At 69.6% G+C, this 17473-nt stretch carries 17 protein-coding genes and 1 pseudogene; 9 read left to right on the forward strand and 9 right to left on the reverse strand.

The window, feature by feature from the left end:
* Window positions 1–122: 122 nt before the first annotated feature.
* Complete coding sequence (locus tag BR31_RS0105335; RefSeq protein ID WP_037175577.1) at window positions 123–629, forward strand: cupin domain-containing protein; 507 nt, start codon at window positions 123–125, stop codon at window positions 627–629.
* A gap of 36 nt (window positions 630–665) precedes the next feature.
* On the opposite strand, the gene BR31_RS0105340 is transcribed toward BR31_RS0105335, so the two are convergent.
* The 4 genes from BR31_RS0105340 to BR31_RS0105355 are packed head-to-tail and all read right to left on the reverse strand — an operon-like array spanning window position 666 to window position 4151.
* Window positions 666–1436 carry an adenosylcobinamide-GDP ribazoletransferase gene (locus tag BR31_RS0105340; RefSeq protein WP_027500058.1) on the reverse strand — a complete coding sequence of 257 codons (771 nt, stop codon included), beginning with the start codon at window positions 1434–1436 and terminating at the stop codon, window positions 666–668.
* 2 nt (window positions 1437–1438) lie between these two features.
* Window positions 1439–2560, reverse strand: coding sequence for a nicotinate-nucleotide--dimethylbenzimidazole phosphoribosyltransferase (gene cobT, locus BR31_RS0105345; protein ID WP_027500059.1), 1122 nt, complete (start codon window positions 2558–2560; stop codon window positions 1439–1441).
* A gap of 55 nt (window positions 2561–2615) precedes the next feature.
* Window positions 2616–3173 carry a bifunctional adenosylcobinamide kinase/adenosylcobinamide-phosphate guanylyltransferase gene (locus BR31_RS0105350; protein ID WP_027500060.1) on the reverse strand — a complete coding sequence of 186 codons (558 nt, stop codon included), beginning with the start codon at window positions 3171–3173 and terminating at the stop codon, window positions 2616–2618.
* A 3-nt stretch (window positions 3174–3176) separates the two neighbouring features.
* Window positions 3177–4151 carry a GlxA family transcriptional regulator gene (locus BR31_RS0105355; protein WP_027500061.1) on the reverse strand — a complete coding sequence of 325 codons (975 nt, stop codon included), beginning with the start codon at window positions 4149–4151 and terminating at the stop codon, window positions 3177–3179.
* Window positions 4152–4235: 84 nt separating this feature from the next.
* Between BR31_RS0105355 and BR31_RS0105360 the strand changes: the two genes are divergently transcribed.
* Window positions 4236–4460: a hypothetical protein gene (locus BR31_RS0105360; RefSeq protein WP_027500062.1), complete on the forward strand. Its 225-nt coding sequence runs from the start codon at window positions 4236–4238 to the stop codon at window positions 4458–4460.
* A 10-nt stretch (window positions 4461–4470) separates the two neighbouring features.
* Here BR31_RS0105360 and BR31_RS0105365 read toward each other — a convergent pair whose 3' ends face one another.
* Window positions 4471–5127, reverse strand: coding sequence for a DUF3043 domain-containing protein (locus BR31_RS0105365; protein WP_027500063.1), 657 nt, complete (start codon window positions 5125–5127; stop codon window positions 4471–4473).
* Window positions 5128–5243: 116 nt separating this feature from the next.
* On the opposite strand from BR31_RS0105365, the gene BR31_RS0105370 reads away from it, so the two are divergent.
* The 3 genes from BR31_RS0105370 to BR31_RS0105380 all read left to right on the forward strand — a co-directional run bounded on the left by BR31_RS0105370 (window position 5244) and on the right by BR31_RS0105380 (window position 8035).
* Entirely contained in the window at window positions 5244–6320 is a 1077-nt protein-coding gene (locus tag BR31_RS0105370; protein ID WP_027500064.1) for a glycerate kinase family protein, read from the forward strand.
* A gap of 167 nt (window positions 6321–6487) precedes the next feature.
* Window positions 6488–6856 (forward strand): HesB/IscA family protein, encoded by a 369-nt coding sequence (locus BR31_RS0105375; RefSeq protein WP_027500065.1) that lies wholly within the window; start codon window positions 6488–6490, stop codon window positions 6854–6856.
* A 213-nt stretch (window positions 6857–7069) separates the two neighbouring features.
* Window positions 7070–8035, forward strand: a complete 966-nt coding sequence (locus BR31_RS0105380) for a carbohydrate kinase family protein (RefSeq protein WP_027500066.1) — start codon at window positions 7070–7072, stop codon at window positions 8033–8035.
* 71 nt (window positions 8036–8106) lie between these two features.
* Here the strand turns inward: BR31_RS0105380 and asnB are convergent, their stop codons facing one another.
* Entirely contained in the window at window positions 8107–10032 is a 1926-nt protein-coding gene (gene asnB, locus BR31_RS0105385; protein WP_027500067.1) for an asparagine synthase (glutamine-hydrolyzing), read from the reverse strand.
* 204 nt (window positions 10033–10236) lie between these two features.
* On the opposite strand from asnB, the gene ctaC reads away from it, so the two are divergent.
* The 3 genes from ctaC (at window position 10237) to BR31_RS0105400 (ending at window position 14339) form a co-directional block, all read left to right on the forward strand.
* Complete coding sequence (gene ctaC, locus BR31_RS0105390; protein WP_027500068.1) at window positions 10237–11307, forward strand: aa3-type cytochrome oxidase subunit II; 1071 nt, start codon at window positions 10237–10239, stop codon at window positions 11305–11307.
* 48 nt (window positions 11308–11355) lie between these two features.
* Window positions 11356–11772, forward strand: a complete 417-nt coding sequence (locus BR31_RS0105395; RefSeq protein ID WP_027500069.1) for a cytochrome c oxidase subunit 4 — start codon at window positions 11356–11358, stop codon at window positions 11770–11772.
* A 200-nt stretch (window positions 11773–11972) separates the two neighbouring features.
* Window positions 11973–14339 carry an arylsulfatase gene (locus tag BR31_RS0105400; RefSeq protein ID WP_027500070.1) on the forward strand — a complete coding sequence of 789 codons (2367 nt, stop codon included), beginning with the start codon at window positions 11973–11975 and terminating at the stop codon, window positions 14337–14339.
* On the opposite strand, the gene BR31_RS27500 is transcribed toward BR31_RS0105400, so the two are convergent.
* On the reverse strand, window positions 14323–15000 hold the full coding sequence (locus BR31_RS27500; protein WP_081830335.1) for an anthrone oxygenase family protein: 678 nt from the start codon (window positions 14998–15000) through the stop codon (window positions 14323–14325). The two genes, BR31_RS0105400 and BR31_RS27500, sit on opposite strands and share 17 nt — an antisense overlap.
* Window positions 15001–15005: 5 nt before the next feature.
* Window positions 15006–15845: an NmrA family NAD(P)-binding protein gene (locus tag BR31_RS0105410; protein ID WP_027500071.1), complete on the reverse strand. Its 840-nt coding sequence runs from the start codon at window positions 15843–15845 to the stop codon at window positions 15006–15008.
* Between the two features lie 120 nt (window positions 15846–15965).
* Between BR31_RS0105410 and BR31_RS0105415 the strand changes: the two genes are divergently transcribed.
* Window positions 15966–16877 carry a LysR family transcriptional regulator gene (locus BR31_RS0105415; RefSeq protein WP_027500072.1) on the forward strand — a complete coding sequence of 304 codons (912 nt, stop codon included), beginning with the start codon at window positions 15966–15968 and terminating at the stop codon, window positions 16875–16877.
* Between the two features lie 114 nt (window positions 16878–16991).
* On the opposite strand, the pseudogene BR31_RS0105420 reads toward BR31_RS0105415, so the two are convergent.
* Window positions 16992–17473, reverse strand: a pseudogene (locus tag BR31_RS0105420) (cytochrome b); the annotation flags it as partial.

Genomic DNA, 17473 nt, shown 5'->3' on the forward strand with positions numbered 1-17473 from the left:
ACTCATGTATTCAGCTCTGTACGTGCGGAAATACTTCGAAGCATTGACAGACTAGACCGTTCGGTACAGGATTCGGCTCCTGCGGTGCACAGGGTGCCGCCGAGTCAGAAGGGCTGGTTGGCATGAGCGAGACGATCGAACCGACGGTGCTCGGTCCGGACGAGGATCCGGCGGGCACCCTCGCGTCCTCCGGGGCGCGAATCATGGTGCGCGACCATCAGACCGACGGAGGCTTCTCCCTCGTCGAGCATCGGATCCCGCCGAAGCGGCTGACCTCGCCGGTACACCGGCACGCCAGGGAGGACGAGTACACGGTGGTGCAGTCGGGGCGGGTCGCCGCGCTTCTGGGCGACCGGGTGGTCTACGCCGAGGCAGGCGCGATGATCTTCAAGCCGAGGGGGCAGTGGCACGCGGTGTGGAACCCCGACGACCGGGAGGCGCGATTCCTCGAGATCATCACCCCAGGGGGACTCGAGGGCCTGTTCGAGCAGGTTCCGGAGTTGCAGGCGGACGGCGGCGTTCCCGATACGACCGCCCTCACAGAGCGTTACGGCATCGAATTCGACCTGGTTGCCACCGCGAGCCTCGTGCACACCCACGGGGTGAGCTTCGGCCCCCATTCCGGATAGCGATCACCTCCGACGGGCGGGCCGTGGGGTTCGTACTCAGCCGCCGAGCACGAATCCCACGGCGACCACCGTCACCGTCACCTCGACCGCCGCGCCGAGTACGTCCCCGGTGACGCCGCCGAACCGGCGGACGCAGTGCCGCGCCAGCAGCGCCGTCGCGCCCAGCGCCGCGAGCGCCACGACCGGGCCCTGCCACCAGCGTCCCGGCACCGCGAACACGGCGGCCGCGGTCAGCGCCAGCGACCACAGCGCGCACGACCACCGGCCCTGGCTGTCGGCGACCAGCGCACCGAACCCGGTCTGGCCCGCCGCGGGAACCCCGCGCCTGCACACGAGCACGACAGCCACCCGGCCCGCCGCCACTGCGACACCGATCGCGATCCACTGCCCGGCCTGTGCCAGCGCGCCGAACGAGAGCGCCTGCGCGCCGATGCAGACGACGAGGGCGACCACGCCGAAGGGGCCGACGCCCCCGCCGCGCATCACCTCGAGGGCGCGCGCGGGCGGCCCGTAGCAGCCGAGCCCGTCGACGGTGTCCGCCAGCCCGTCGACGTGCATGCCGCGGGTGAGCAGGGCCAGTGCCGTCACCGCGACCAGTCCGGCCAGGTCGGGATCGAGCGAGGCCGTGAGCAGCAGCCAGAGCAGGCCGGCGCAGGTGACGCCGAGCAGCAGCCCGACCACCGGGGTCGCGGCGATGGCCCGACGGCCCGCGGCCCTGTCGATCGCCTGCGCGTCGGGATCGTGACGCGCGGGCAGCACGGTCAGCCAGGACAGCGCGAGCCGGATCCCGCCGAGTGCGGCAGTCACCGTCAGCGCGCCTCGGCTTCGGTCTCGTCGTCGGCCGCGGAATCGGTTGCGGGCTCCCCGGATTCGGTGCTCACGCCCGCGTCGGCGAACGTCGCCATCTCGGCGAGGGTGGCGACCGCGGACTGCAGCACCGGCAGCGCCACCAGCGCGCCGGATCCCTCGCCGAGCCGCATGCCCAGGTCGAGGATCGGGTCGAGACGCAGGTGCTTGAGCGCGATGGTGTGCGCGGGTTCGGTGGAGCGGTGCCCGGCGACCCACCACTCGCGGGCGCCGGGGGCGAGGTCCTCCGCGACCATGGCGGCGGCCGTCACCACGACGCCGTCGAGGATGACGGGGGTCCGACGCAGCGCGGCCTGGGCCAGGAACCCGGCCATCGCCGCCAGGTCCGCTCCCGCGCCAACCCGCAGCAGCGCGACCGGGTCGGCGGTGACGGGCCGGACCCGGCGCATCGCGTCGCGGATGGCGGCGGTCTTGCGGATCCAGCCCGCGTCGTCGACGCCGGTGCCACGCCCGACCGCGGCGACCGGTTCGGTGTTGGTCAGCGCGGCGATCAGCACCGTCGCAGGGGTGGTGTTGCCGATGCCCATCTCGCCCGCGATCAGCAGGTCGGCCCCGCCGTCGATCTCCTCGTCGGCGATGGCGCGGCCTGCGGCGATGGCCTGCAGCGTCTCCGACTCGCTGAGTGCGTCCTCGCGGTCGATGGAGCCGCTCGAGCGCCGGACCTTGTGCGTCGAGACGGTGGGGTCGGTGTCGGTCGCGACGGCGATGTCGACCACCCGTACCCCCGCCCCCGTGGTGGCGGCGAGCGCGTTCACGGCCGCACCGCCCGCCTGGAAGTTGGCCACCATCTGCGCGGTCACCTCGGCGGGGTACGCGGACACGCCGTGCGCGGTCACGCCGTGGTCGCCCGCGAAGACCACCACCCGAGGGCGGCCGAACACCCGGGGCGGGCACTGGCCCTGGCAGGCCGCCACCCATCCGCCGAGCGCCTCGAGCCGGCCGAGCGAACCCGCGGGCTTGGTCAGCTGCTGCTGGCGGGCGTCGGCCTCGGCCGCGACGGCCGGGTCCGGGGGAGTGACGGCCTCGAAGGCCGCCTCGGATGGGATGCCCGATTCGGTTGTCACAGTTGACCTCTCACTTCAGCGCGGTACCGCTTGACCGTGCCACTTGAATTCGGCGTCACTTGAGTCTGGTCGCCAGCCCGGCAACCACGAGGAGCACCTCGTCGCAGACCTGGGCCATCCTCGCGTTGAGGGAGCCGATCTCGTCCCGGAACAGTCGACCGGACCGGGTCTCAGGGATCACCCCGAGCCCCACCTCCGGGCTGACCAGGACGAGTCTGCCGCGATGGTCCGCGACGGCGTCGACCAGGTCGTCGATGCGCGGGGCGAGGATGCCTCGCGGGAGTTCCCAGGCCTGGGCCGCGTCCATCTCCGCGGTCAGCCAGGTGCCGAGATCGTCGACCATCGTCGGGGTGGCGTCGGTGCGCAGCAGTTCGGCCAGCCCGGTGCCGGTCGCGCTCTCGACGGTGGTCCACTCCCGCGGCCTGCGGCTGCGGTGCGCCTCGATCCGCTGCTCCCAGTCGGCGTCGGAGGCGTCGAGGCGGGCCGTGGCGATGTAGCGGACGGCGCTCGGCGCCGACCCGTCCATCAGGGCCTCGGCGTGGCCGGACTTGCCGGACCTGGCCCCGCCGAGCACGAGGGTGCGCAGCGGCGGTTGCGGGGCGGGGGACGGCACGGGCTAGACGGTACCAACGGCAGGGGCGCGGGCGCCGAAGCGTCGGCGGTAGTCGGCGGGTGCCAGCCCGACCTGCCGGTGGAAGTGGTGGCGCAGGAGTGCGCCTGACCCGAACCCGCAGCGGCCTGCGATCTCCTCGAGCCCGTATCCGGTCTCCTCGAGGAGCTGCTGGGCCAGCAAGACCCGTTGCGTCGTCAGCCATTTGACCGGGGTCGTCCCGGTCTCGGCCGCGAACTTCCGCGCGAACGTGCGGGTCGACATCGTCGACCGCGCGGCAAGGGTCTCGATGCTGTGGGCGGCGTCGAGGTGCTCGCTCATCCATCGCAGGGTGTCGGTGATGCTGTCGTCGGCGCAGTCGACCACGGCCCGCTCGATGAACTGGCGCTGGCCGCCGTCCCGTTGCGGCGGTACCACCATGCGCCGCGCGATGGTGTTGGCGACGGCGCTGCCGAGTTCGCGCCGGACCAGGTGCAGGCAGGCGTCGATCCCGGCGGCGGTGCCCGCGCTGGTGATGAGGTTGCCCTCGTCGACGAAGAGGACGTCCGGGTCGACGGTGGTGGCGGGAAAGGCGCGGGCCAGCTCGTCCGCGTGGACCCAGTGCGTGGTGCACTTGCGGCCGTCGAGCAGCCCCGCGGCCCCGGCGAGGAACGCGCCCGAGCAGACCGTGAGCACGGTGGCGCCCGCGTCCGCGGCCTCCCGTAGCGCCGCGACGACGCCGGGTGGGAAGTCGGTGCGGGTCGCGGAGGCCGGGATCGCGACCAGGTCCGCGCCGCGCAGCCCGTCGAGTCCGTGCTCGGGGGTGATGGTGATGCCCGGGGTGACCGATGCAAGGGGCACGCCCGCCTCCGGGCCGCAGACCCGGAAGTCGAAGGCGGGCAGTCCCGCCGCGGTGCGGTCGATGCCGAACACCTCGCAGACGACACCGAATTCGAACATGGCGGCGTGGTCGACGAGGAGTACCGCGACCGAGGACAGCATGAGGACAGTCTATGGCGCGATATTGACGAAGTATGTCATTGCTGCCACTGTTGGCGGCAAATCTATGGTCGCAAAATTGCAGCCATGACCACATTCATTGCGCTCGTCCTGCTGATGATCGCTCTACAGGGAGTCTTCGTGGCGGTCGCCCATCGCGGCCGGTACGGGGAACCTGCCGGCATCCGGCGGTACCGGTTCAACCACTTTCGGCCCGACAGCGCCTCGGGTTCGGTGAACGTCGTCGATCGGGACGCCGAACGGATGCTCGCCGACCTCCAGGCCGTGCGGCACCGGGCGCCGCACAGCTGAGGGGTACCGGCTAGACGGCGTCGCCAGGGGAGACCCGGGGCTGCGGCGCCCGCATCTTCCGGATCTGCGAGGCCCGGACGAACGCGTACCAGCCCAGCTTCAGGCCGCCGTCCATGGTGTCGGGGAACCTCTCACGGACCTGCCGATTGATGGTGCGGCCCATGATGTACCCCTCGGCCAGCATGAACAACATCAGCACCAACATGGCCAGCGTCACGATCGACTGGATCGCGGGGCTCAGGAACATCGCCATGATCAGCAGCAGCGCCAACGGCATGAACAGCCCGACCAGGTGCCTGCGGGAGTCGACGAGGTCACGGACGTAGGCGCGCACGGGGCCCTTGTCGCGCGGCAGCAGGTACTTGTCCTCGCCCGCGAGCATCCGGGCGCGACGATCGGCTGCGGTCGCCCTGCGCTCCGCGGAGGCCAGCTTGCGCTCCTCCTTGCTGCCCTGGTTCTGCTTGCGGCGAGCCCGCGCTTCCTTTGCGGTGAGCGGTGCCGGTGCGACCGGACCGCGTCGCCTGCCCTCGGCCTCGCGGCGCTTCGGGGTGGGCCTGCCCTTGCCCTCGGTCTCGGACGTGGAGGTCAGTTCGACCGCGGTCGACTCGACGACCTCGTGGTCGCCGTTGTCGGGGGTGTCGGAGTTTCCTCGGCGCAGCAGCTTCACCCCTCCAGGTTACTTGCCGTGCGCGTGCATCGATTCGCACCCGTCCCGTCGGGATGGACACGGGGTCGCCCCGCTGCTGCGCTGCCGCGCGGAGCCACCGGTCCTACACTCGGCCGATGCGAGTGCTGATCGCGCCGGATTCGTTCGGGGACACCCTCACCGCGGTAGAGGCGGCCGCGGCGATGGCGGCCGGCTGGTCCGCGGGCAGACCCGACGACGTGCTGGTCGAGGCGCCGCAGTCGGACGGCGGACCGGGTTTCATCGACGTGCTCGCGACCCGGATCGGCGAGCCGATCGCGGCGACCGTCGACGGCCCGCTCGATCGACCCGTGCGGGCGCGTTGGCTCGCCGCGGGGGACACCGCCTACCTCGAATCGGCACAGGCGTGCGGACTGGCGCTGCTCGGTGGGCCGCCGGATCCGCGCACCGCGGTCGCCGCGCACAGCCGCGGCGTCGGGCAGCTGATCGCCGCGGCCGTGGACGCGGGTGCGAGCACGGTGGTGATCGGGCTCGGCGGCAGCGGCTGCACGGACGGGGGCAGGGGACTGGTCGAGGTGCTCGGTGGCGGGGCCGACGGCGCCGCGGTCCTGTCCGCGCGGGAGCGGCTGGCGGGGATCCGGCTGATCGCCGCGACCGACGTGCGCAACCCACTGCTCGGCGAGCACGGCGCGGCCGCGGTGTTCGGGCCGCAGAAGGGTGCGGACGCCGCCGCCATCGAGCTGCTGGAGCGGCGCAACGCCGAGTGGTCGCGGGTGCTGGAGTCGGCCGTCGGCCACCGTGTGGCCGACGACGAGGGGGCAGGCGCGGCGGGTGGGATCGGGGCGGCGTTGCTGGCGCTCGGCGCGACCAGGGAATCGGGGGCCACGGTGGTCGCGACCCACACCGGGCAGGAGGCGCTGCTGGCGTCCGCCGACCTGGTGCTCACCGGTGAGGGCCGGTTCGATCACCAGTCGCTGCGCGGCAAGGTGGTTGTCGCCCTCGCCGAGGCGGCGGGCAGGCACGGGGTGCCCACCGTGGTGATCGCGGGCCAGGTGCAGCTCGAGGCGGGCGCGGCTGAGGGTGCGGGCCTGCGCGCGGTGTACTCAGTGACCGACCACGCCGGCTCGGTGCGCCTGGCGATGTCGGACGCGGCCGGTCAGCTGCGCGCACTCGCCGAGAAGGTGGCCGGGCAGTGGCCGCCCGAGGGCCGGTGACACGGCCGCTGGTGGCGTGGGAGGGGCGCGGCGCGGCACACTGGAGGCAGTCCGGCCCGGAGAAACGCCGACGGCGCTGTCATCGTCGTCGGCCCCGTCAGGAATACTGCACGGCAGAGTACCGTTGAAGCGTTCACGGGTTTGGTACGAGCGAACAGGGAGAGCCCATGACTGTGCAGAACGAGACGACAGCCCCGGTCGAGACGGAGGCGCACAAGGTCACCATGACCGACGCCGCCGCGTCGAAGGCCAAGGCGCTGCTCGACCAGGAAGGTCGCGACGACCTCGCGCTGCGCATCGCCGTGCAGCCGGGCGGCTGCGCCGGACTGCGTTACCAGCTGTTCTTCGACGACAGGAACCTCGACGGTGACCTGGTCGTGGACTTCGGTGGCGTCAGCCTGGCGGTCGATCGGATGAGCGCGCCGTACGTCGAGGGCGCCTCGATCGACTTCGTCGACACCATCGAGAAGCAGGGCTTCACGATCGACAACCCGAACGCCACCGGCTCCTGTGCCTGTGGAGACTCGTTCAACTGAGCCGACCCCGCGACGTGCGCGTCGCGTGAGTTCGTCCACATCTCTGACGCGGTGCCCCTCGGGGCCCGCGTCAGAGTCGTATCAGGGGGTGCCCGACGGGCGCTCTGGTCGCCGCGGCGGTGACGTGCCGGGTACCGTGGCACTTTTGCGGCACATTAGTTCCGCGGCCGACGGACGTGGCCGCGGTATCGACGAACTGAAAGGTCCCTGCGCGTGACAATTGCGGTCACCGGCTCCATCGCCACCGATCACCTGATGCGGTTCCCCGGGCGCTTCGCCGACCAGCTCCTCGCCGACCAGCTCAGCCACATCTCGCTGAGCTTCCTTGTCGACGACCTGGTGGTGCGCCGTGGCGGCGTCGGCGGCAACATCGCGTACGCCATGGGCGTGCTCGGTCGCACCCCGCTGCTCGTCGGCGCGGTCGGTGCCGACTTCGCCGAGTACCGGGCCTGGCTCGAGTCCGCCGGTGTCGACTGCGACTCCGTGCACGTCTCCGAGACAGCCCACACCGCGCGCTTCGTGTGCACCACCGACGAGGACATGGCGCAGATCGCGTCGTTCTACCCGGGCGCGATGAGCGAGGCGCGGGAGATCTCCCTCGACGGCCTGGCCGAGGGCATCGAGCTGGTCCTGATCGGCGCGAACGACCCCGCCGCGATGATCCGGCACACCGAGCAGTGCCGCGAGCTGGGGCTGCCGTTCGCGGCCGACCCCTCGCAGCAGCTCGCCCGGCTGTCCGGCGCGGAGGCGAAGCAGCTGATCGGCGGCGCGAAGTACCTGTTCACGAACGAGTACGAGTGGGGCCTGCTGCTGCAGAAGACCGAGCTCACCGAGACCGAGGTCGCGGAGCAGGTGGGGCTCCGGGTGACCACGCTCGGCTCCAAGGGCGTCGAGATGGTGGACCGCGAGGGCAACTGGGTCCGCGTCGGCGTCGTGCCCGAGAAGGCGAAGGTGGACCCGACCGGTGTCGGCGACGCCTTCCGCGCCGGATTCCTGGTCGGACAGAGTGCGGGCCTGAGCCTCGAGCGGTCTGCTCAGCTCGGCTCGCTGGTGGCGGTGCTGGTGCTCGAGACCGTCGGCACCCAGGAATGGACCCTCGACCGCGACGACGCGGTCAAGCGGCTGGCGGAGGCCTACGGCACCGAGGCCGCGGACGAGATCGGCGCCCTGCTGAAGTAAGGCGGCTCCGCCGCCTGTGAGTCTTTCTGGCCCCCATGGGGACCAGAAAGACTCACAGGCGCGGAGCGCCTCTAGACGTGGACCGGGTAGACCGGTTCCTGGATCTGCGGCACGATCCGCTTCTCGACGAAGATGCCGTGCCACACCATGAAGCACAGCACCGTCCACAGCCGACGGCTGTGATCCGACCCGCCGTCGCGGTGTTCGTTCAGCATCGCCGCGACCGCAGCCTTGTCGAAGATGTGGTCGGTCTGTGAGTCCGCGATCTGCTGGTGCGCCCAGTCGAACAGCTCGGTGCCGCGCAGCCAGTGCCGCAGCGGAACCGGGAAGCCGAGCTTGGCGCGGTGCAGCACGTGCGGCGGGACGATGCCCTCCAACGCCTGGCGCAGCGCGTACTTGGTGGTGTCCTTGGTGATCTTCTGCTCCAGCGGCACCCGCGACGCGACCTCGAAGACCTCGGTGTCGAGGAACGGCACCCGCAGCTCCAGCGAGTTCGCCATCGTCATCTTGTCGGCCTTGACCAGGATGTCGCCGCGCAGCCAGGTGAACAGGTCGAGGTGCTGCATCCGGGCGACCGGGTCCCAGTCCCGCGACTGCGCGTAGATGGGCGCGGTCACGTCCTGGTGCGTCCATTCCGGCCGGAAGTCGCGGAGCACGGCCCGCAGCTGCGTGTCGTTGAAGCTGCGCGCGTTGCCGTAGTAGCGCTCCTCGAGCGTCATCGAGCCGCGGTTGAGCAGGCTCTTGCCCCTTGTGCCCTCGGGGATGCGCTCGGACAGCTTGCCCGCCGCGCGGCGCAGGCTGCGGGGCAGGTACTCGAACGGCTTCAGGGAGAGCGGCTCCCGGTAGATGGTGTAGCCGCCGAACAGCTCGTCCGCGCCCTCGCCCGACAGCACCACCTTGACGTGCTTGCGGGCCTCCTTGGCCACGAAGTACAGCGGGACAAGCGCGGGGTCGGCGACCGGGTCGTCGAGGTACCAGATGATCTCCGGGATCGCGTTGGCGAACTCGGTCGGGCTGACGACCTTGACGATGTGCCGGGCGCCGATCGCGGCGGCGGACTCGGCGGCCACGTCGACCTCGGAGTAGCCCTCGCGCTCGAAGCCGGTGGTGAAGGTGATCAGGTTGGGGTTGTGCCGCATCGCCAGCGCGGCGATCGCGGTGGAGTCGATGCCGCCGGAGAGGAACGATCCGACGGTCACGTCCGCGCGCATGTGCTTGGCGACCGAGTCCTCGAGGGCCTCGGCGATCTCCCGGTACCGGGCCTGCTCGGTGCCGGCCGCGAACGGCCTGACCGGGAAGGTCGGCGTGAAGTAGCGGGTGATCTTCGGGGCCTCGCCGACCCGCACCCAGGCGTGGCAGCCGGACTCGAGGCGACGGATGTCGGCGTGCAGGGTCTCGGGCTCCGGCACGTACTGCAGCACCGTGTAGTGCTCGGTGGCGCGGGGATCGAGTTCGGTGCCGACACCGATCAGCTCGGTCAGCTCCAGCAGGCTCTTCTTCTCGCTGCCGAACGCGGTGCCCCCCGCGCCCGTCGCCAGGAACAGCGGCTTGATCCCGAACGGGTCCCTGGCCAGGAACAGGTCCTTGGTCTCGGTGTCCCAGATCGCGAACGCGAACATGCCGCGCAGTCGGCGGACCGCGTCGGCTCCCCAGTAGTGGAAGGCCGCGACGATCGCCTCGCTGTCGCCCTCGGTGGTGAACTGGGCGCCGTGATCCCTGGCCAGCTCGTCCCGCAGTTCGAGGTAGTTGTAGATCTCACCGTTGAACGTGAGCGCGTACCGGGTCGGGTTCTCCGGCGGGCCCCAGCGCAGCGGCTGATGCGAGTGCTCGATGTCGATGATCGAGAGCCGGTTGAAGCCGAAGATCAGGTCGTCGTCGTTCCAGGTCCCGTGCTCGTCCGGCCCGCGGTGGCGCAGGCAGTGCATCGCCGAGTCGACGCGCGAGACGGCGTCTTCGGTGGTGCCGGAGGAGGTCAGTAGCCCGAGCAGTCCGCACACGGCGTCCATTACCTCAATTCGCTCTTGGGGAAGGCTCCACACTGATATGCAGCGGATTGCCGAATGACTATGCCGAGTATGCCGCAGACTCGCGGAACTGATGTTGTGACCCGACGGTGGAGAGGCGTCAGCTTTGGTCTACGCTGCGTAGTATTCGGGCGTCCGGCTGGGGCTGCCCTTATTCATTGCGGCGATCAGGAAGGCGTGAACGTGGCGCAGAGTCGGATCCTTCGACGAGCAGGGCTAGCAGCATCTTTGGGCCTTGCTGCCATGCTGCTGTCGGGATGTTCGATCGACAATTCGGTGCTTCGGTTCGGATGGCCGTCGGGCATTACCCCGCAGGCTGAGCGGATGCGCGAACTGTGGACCTGGTCGGTCATCGCCGCCCTGTTCATGGGCGTGATTGTGTGGGGCCTGACCTTCTGGGTGGTGATCTTCCACCGGAAGAAGAAGGACTCTCCCGAGTTCCCCAGGCAGACGGCCTACAACGTCCCGCTGGAGCTCTTCTACACCGCGGTGCCGTTCGTCATCATCGCCGTGCTGTTCTACTTCACCGTGGTCGTGCAGAACTACGTCCACGAGAAGAAGGACGACCCGAACGTGGTGGTCGACGTGACCGCGTACCAGTGGAACTGGAAGTTCGGCTACCGCAGCATTGATCTGCGTGAGGGCGGCGCCAAGTACGACGGCGTCGATGTCGCGGCACAGGCGTACGCCGAGGAGCCGGCAGGCGAGCAGGTTCTCCGCGGCGAAGAGGTTCCGCCGCCGAACGCGGGCAAGTCAGCGAACGACATCTCCTACCTGCGATTCGACAAGATCGAGACCGTCGGATCCAGCCAGGAGATCCCGATTCTGGTGCTCCCCACCGGCAAGCGCATCGAGTTCGTGCTCAACGCCGCGGACGTCATCCACGCATTCTGGGTGCCGGAGTTCCTGTTCAAGCGCGACGTCATGCCGAACCCGGAGCAGAACCACTCCGACAACGTCTTCCAGATCAGCGAGATCACCAAGGAAGGCGCGTTCGTCGGCCGCTGCGCCGAGATGTGCGGCACGTACCACGCGATGATGAACTTCGAGGTCCGCGCGGTCAGCCCGGAGAAGTTCGCCGAGTACATCGAGCTGCGCAAGCCGCTCGACGAGGGTGGACAGGCGCTGACCACCGCCGAGGCGCTCGCGAAGATCGGTGAGTCGCCGGTCGCCACGTCCACGCAGCCGTTCAACACGGAGCGGACGTACCGGCAGGCCACCACCGTCCTCGAGGGCGAATACCAGTAGCAGTGCCGACGGCACCCAGACCCATCAACCGCTGAAGGACTTGCTGAAATGAAGATCGAAGCCAAGCTCTTTGAGATCTTGACGGTGTTTTTCATCCTCGTCGCGATCGTCTACGGCGTCTTCACCGCCGCCTCGCGCACCGGAGTCGAGTGGGCCGGGCTGACCGCGATCGTGCTGTCCGCCGGACTGACCCTGATCGTGGGCACGTACTTCCGGTTCGTGGCACGGCGACTCGACACCCGCCCCGAGGATTACGACGACGCCGAGATCTCGGACGGCGCGGGCGACCTGGGCTTCTTCAGCCCGGGTAGCTACTGGCCCGTCCTGCTCGCCTTCGCGGCGGCGTTCACCGCGGTCGCGCTGGCCTTCTTCCAGCCGTGGCTGATCGTGGTCGGCGTGGCGCTGATCCTGGCCACCGCGGTCGGTCTCGTCTTCGAGTACCACGTCGGACCCGAGAAGCACTGAGCCGCACCACACCTGAACACGGCGAGGGCGCCGAATCCCCACTGGGGGTTCGGCGCCCTCGCCGTTCCGGCAGGGATTCGCTTCTGCCAATTGGTCGGCCGTTCGGCTTCGTCGACGCTATCGTCGGACGGGCAAGGCGCTGTCGGCGGTTCCGGCACGGGGCCGACGGGCGTTCCGATGACAACGGAATGTGAGTAGCCATGGTGGATCGAGCGGGCGAGTTTCGTGGGGTTCTTCCGATTCCGGACCGGCAACACATCGGTCTGACCACCTACGACGCGAAGGACCCGGACACCGCGTTTCCACCGATCGAGCCGCTGCTCCCGCCGGAGGGCGCCCCGAATGTCCTGGTGATCCTGCTCGACGACGTGGGCTACGGGGCCAGCAGCGCCTTCGGGGGACCGGTGCACACACCGACCGCCGAACGCCTCCAGCGCGACGGGCTCACCTACACCCGGTTCCACACGACCGCGCTGTGCGCGCCGACCCGGGCCGCGCTGCTCAGTGGCCGTAACCACCACTCGGTCGGGATGGGTCTGATCACCGAGACCGCGACCTCGGCGCCCGGCTCGTGCGGGATCCGGCCGAACACCAAGGCCGCGTTGCCGATGACGTTGAAACTCAACGGCTATTCCACCGCCCAGTTCGGCAAGTGTCACGAGGTGCCGCCGTGGCAGACCTCGCCGGTCGGCCCGTTCGACGCCTGGCCCTCCGGCGGTGGCGGATTCGAGCACTTCTACGGGTTCATCGGCGGCGAGAACAACCAGTACTTCCCGGCGCTCTACGAGGGCTTCGCCCCGGTCGAGCCGGACAAGACGCCGGAGGAGGGCTATCACCTCACCGAGGACCTGGCCGACCGGGCCATCGACTGGGTGCGCACCCAGAAGGCGCTCGCGCCCGACAAGCCGTTCTTCGTCTACTTCGCCCCCGGCGCCACCCATGCACCGCACCACGTGCCCGCCGAGTGGGCGGACAAGTACGCGGGCCGGTTCGCGGGCGGCTGGGACGCGGAGCGCGAGTCCATTCTCGACCGGCAGAAGCAGCGCCAGATCGTGCCGCAGGGCGCCGACCTGACCGCCCGTCCCGACGCGATCCCGGCGTGGGACGACATGGACGAGGCGCTCAAGCCGGTGCTGGAACGCCAGATGGAGGTGTATGCGGGGTTCCTCGAGCACACCGATTTCCACGTCGGCCGCGTCGTCGACGCGATCGAGGCGATGGGGGCGCTCGAGAACACCCTTGTCTACTACATCATCGGCGACAACGGGGCCTCCGCCGAGGGAACGCTGAACGGGGCGTTCAACGAGATGGCGAACTTCAACGGTCTCGCCGCGATCGAGACCCCGGAGTTCATGGCGGAGGTGAAGGACAAGTTCGGCACACCCGAGGCCTACAACCACTATTCGGTCGGCTGGGCCTGGGCGATGTGCTCACCCTTCCAGTGGACCAAGCAGGTCGCCTCGCATTGGGGCGGTACCCGTAACGGGACGATCGTGCACTGGCCCGGGGGCATCAGCAGCAAGGGCGAGATCCGTTCCCAGTTCACCCACGTCATCGACGTCGCCGCCACCGTGCTCGAGGCCGCCGGGCTGCCCGAGCCCACGTTCGTCAACGGTGTGCAGCAGGCGCCGCTCGAGGGGACGAGCATGCTGTACAGCTTCGACGACGCGGCCGCGCCGGAGCGGCACGACCTGCAGTACTTCGAGATGGCGGGCAATCGGGGCATCTATCACAAGGGCTGGAGCGCGGTCACCCGGCACAGCACCCCCTGGCTGCCGAACGAGGAGTTGCCCGCGCTCGACGACGACGTGTGGGAGCTCTACGACGGCACCACGGACTGGACGCAGGCCCACGATCTCGCTGCCGAGATGCCCGAGAAGCTCGCCGAGCTGCAGCGGCTGTGGCTGATCGAGGCCGTGAAGTACAACGTGCTGCCGATCGACGATCGCCGGTTCGAACGACTGAACCCGACCATCGCCGGTCGCCCCCAACTGATCTCCGGCAACAAGCAGGTGCTGTTCCCCGGGATGAAGCGGCTCAGCGAGCACAGCGTCCTCGACATCAAGAACCGGTCGTTCTCGGTGACCGCCGCGGTCGAGACGGCGGCGACCGGCACCACCAACGGTGTCGTCGTCGCGCAGGGCGGTCGCTTCGGCGGCTGGGCTCTATACGTCAAGAAGGGCCGAACCGCGTTCGTCTACAACCTGCTCGGCATGAGGGAGTTCACGATCGAGGCGACCGAGGACATCCCCTCGGGCAGTCATCAGATTCGGGCCGAGTTCGCATACGACGGGGGCGGCCTCGCGAAGGGCGGCGATGTCACCCTGTATCACGATGGCCGCCCCGTCGGTTCCGGGCGGGTCGAGCAGACCCAGCCGATGATCTTCTCCGCGGACGAGACGACGGACATCGGCGACGACTACGGAATGCCGGTCAGTGTCGGGTATCTGGGAGAAACCAGGTTCAACGGCCGCATCGACGTCGTGCAGATCGAGGTCGGCGACGACGACCACTCCCATCTCATCGATCCGGAGGAGGTCGTCCGGGTCGCTACCTCCCGTCAGTGACGGCAGGCAGGCTCCGGTTCTCGCCGTTCCCGACCTGGTCGGCCGGGTACATCCACGAGGGACGGGCCGCCTGCTCGGCCGGATACTGCTGCGGGGCAAGGGCCGCGTGCCCGGCCGGATGCTGCTGCGGGGCAGGGGCCGCGAGGGCGGACGCTTCGGTGTCCGTTGCGGTCGCCTGCCCGTGCACCACCAGGGCGTAGGCGAGCGCGGCAAAGGCGGCGGTGCTGACGACCGCCCGCACGATATTCCAGGTGACCCAACGGGATTCGAATTGCTCACGGACCGCCCCCGGGTTGGCGATGTGCTCGCCTGCGGCCGCGAGCTGATCGTTGAGGGGCACGTTGATGGCGGCGGTGATGACGAGCATTGCGATGTAGAACACGAGTGCGGCGATGATCCAGGGGAGCGCGCTGCGCGCGGACCCCAGGTGCAGCAGCAGCGTCGTGATGGTGAGTGCCAGTGCGCCGAGGAAGCAGATCATGAACCAGCCGTTGAGGATTGCGACGTTGATTCTCTGCATCGCCGAGATGAACGTCAGGTCGTCGGTGCGACCGAGGCCCGGCATCACCGCGTAGGCGAACGCGGCGAACAGACCAGCCATGAGTCCTGCGGTGACGGAGGCGCCGAGCAGCGTGATCGTCTGGAGGAATTTGGTCGTCATCGTCGTCACCCTACGTTCCAGATACCGGTGGCGGCGGCGGAAGCGGCGTACTCGGCGAAGTCGCGGGGTGCGCGGCCGAGCGCACGCTCGACCCCGTTGCCCGGGTTGACGTTTCGGCCGTCGAGGACGGTCGTGAACAGGTACGTCAGCAGCTCGATGACATCGGCCGGTACCTGTTCGGCTGCGAGGCCGGCGGCGAAGTCCGCCGCGGGTACCTGCACGTAGTCGACGGTCCGGCCCGCGGCGGCGGCGATGGTGGCGATGGCCTCGGCGAAGGTGATCGCGCGGGGTCCTGTGAGCTCGTAGATCTCGCCGGTGTGCCCGGGCTGGGTGAGGGCGGCGAGGGCGACGTCCGCGATGTCGTCGACGTCGACGAAGGGTTCGGGGATGTCCCCGGCGGGCAGGTACACCTGGCCGGCGAGGATCGGCTCGAGCAGGTAGCCCTCGCTGAAGTTCTGGCCGAACCAGCTCGCGCGCAGGATGGTGGTGTCGGCGCCCGAATCGGTCAGTGCCTTCTCGCAGGCCTGGGCCTCGGCCTCGCCGCGACCCGAGAGCAGGACCAGGCGACGCACCCCGCGGTCGACGGCCAGCTGGGAGAACGAGGCGATGGCCTCCACCGCGCCGGGGGCGGCGAGGTCGGGCTGGTAGGAGATGTACGCCGCGGTCATGCCCTCGAGGGCGGGCTCCCAGGTCTCGGGGTCTTCCCAGTCGAAGGGCACCCCGCCGGCGCGGGTGCCGATCCGCACCGGCAGGTCGAGGGCGGTCAGCCGCTGCGCGACGCGGCGGCCGGTCTTGCCGGTTCCGCCGAGGACGAGGGTCGTGGGTCGCGATGTGTGAACGGTCATCGTGCTCTCCTTGCTGATCGAATGATGTTGTGCCATCTACGATCGGCCAGGGGAGGGTCGTCAACAACGGCCGTTTGCTCAAGGATCGTTAACCTGTGGCCATACGAAGGGGGTTGCCGCATGGAGCGGCGCGACATCGAGATCTTCCTGACCCTGTCCGAGGAACTGCATTTCGGACGCACGGCGGAGCGCCTGCACGTGTCAACCGCGCGGGTCAGCCAGACCATCAAGGCGCTCGAACGCCGCGTCGGAGCACCCCTTTTCGAACGAACCAGCCGCCGGGTGGTGCCGACCCCGATCGGCCGACGGCTCGAGGAGGACCTCAGGCCGGCGGAGGAGCGGATCCGCCAGGGCATAGCCAGGGCAATTGCCGCCGGGCGCGGGCTGGACGGAGTTCTGAGGGTTGGTTTCGTCGGAACCGCGCTCGGACAGTTCGTGCTCGAGGTCGCGAACACCTTCCACGAGCGGAACCCGAGTTGCCAAGTCCAGATTCGGGAGAGTCACTACAGCGACGGTGTCGGGTTGCTGTTGGCCGACGAGATCGACGGCCTGGTCGCGGCGGCCGATGTCGGGCACATCAGGGAGCTCGAGCAGAGCCCGGTGTTGCTGCGCGAGCGGCCCTCACTGGCGGTGTCGGCCCGACACCCGTTCGCGCGCCTCGAATCGGTGACGGTCGAGGATCTCGCGAGGACGAAGGTATTGCGTCCCAGGGGAATTCCGGACGATCTCGACGAGGCGGCGGTGCCGAGGACGACGCCGAGCGGCAGGGTCATCGAGCGCGGGCCCGATTTCGGAACGGTCCAGGAGATGCTGGCGTTGGTCGGCGCCGGGCAGGGGGTGTTCCCGGTGCCGACGCACGCCAGTCGATACGACGCGCGCCCGGACGTGACGTACGTGCCTGTCGTCGATGGCACCGCCCTCGAATGGCGACTGATCTGGCTGGCGGCGGGCCAGACGAGCCGGATCCGTGCCTTCGCGGAGGCCGCCCAGGACTTCGTTGCGGTGCGGGGAAACCCGTTGCTGGAGGGATGAGCGACGGTCGCGCGCGTGCCCCGGGGGAGGGGAGCGGCGCGGTCGCCTGACCACAGGAATGACGAAGGCCCCGAACCCAATGGGTTCGGGGCCTTCGTCTGGTTCTGACCTGGGTCAGTGGTCGCCGTCGGTGGACGGCTTCTCGACGTCGCCCTTGGCGTACGCGCCGTGACCGTGGGCCTTGTCCTGGGCATCCTTGAGGATCGCCAGCTGGTCGTGCTCGTTCTTGTGCGCGGCCGCGAGCAGTGCCTCGGCCTCGTCGGCCGGATCCGCGAAGAGCAGGGAACCGGAGCCGGGCTTGCCGGCGGAACCGAGCTTGTTCATCTTCTTCGGGATCGCGGCGCCCTGGTACTCCAGCGGGATCGGGTGGCCGTGGTCGTCCACGGGTCCGAGCGGCTGGTGGACCTCGACGTACTCGCCGTGCGGCAGGCGCTTGATCACGCCCGTCTCGATGCCGTGCTCGAGCACCTGGCGGTCGCTGCGCTGGAGGCCAAGGCAGAACCGGTAGGTGAGGAAGTAGGCGATCGGCGGCAGCACCACGATGCCGATGCGGCCCATCCACGTCGTCGCGTTGATGGAGATGTCGAACTTGAACG

Origin of the sequence: Rhodococcus sp. UNC363MFTsu5.1 (assembly GCF_000686785.1) — a bacterium.
Taxonomy (GTDB): domain Bacteria; phylum Actinomycetota; class Actinomycetes; order Mycobacteriales; family Mycobacteriaceae; genus Rhodococcus_G; species Rhodococcus_G maanshanensis.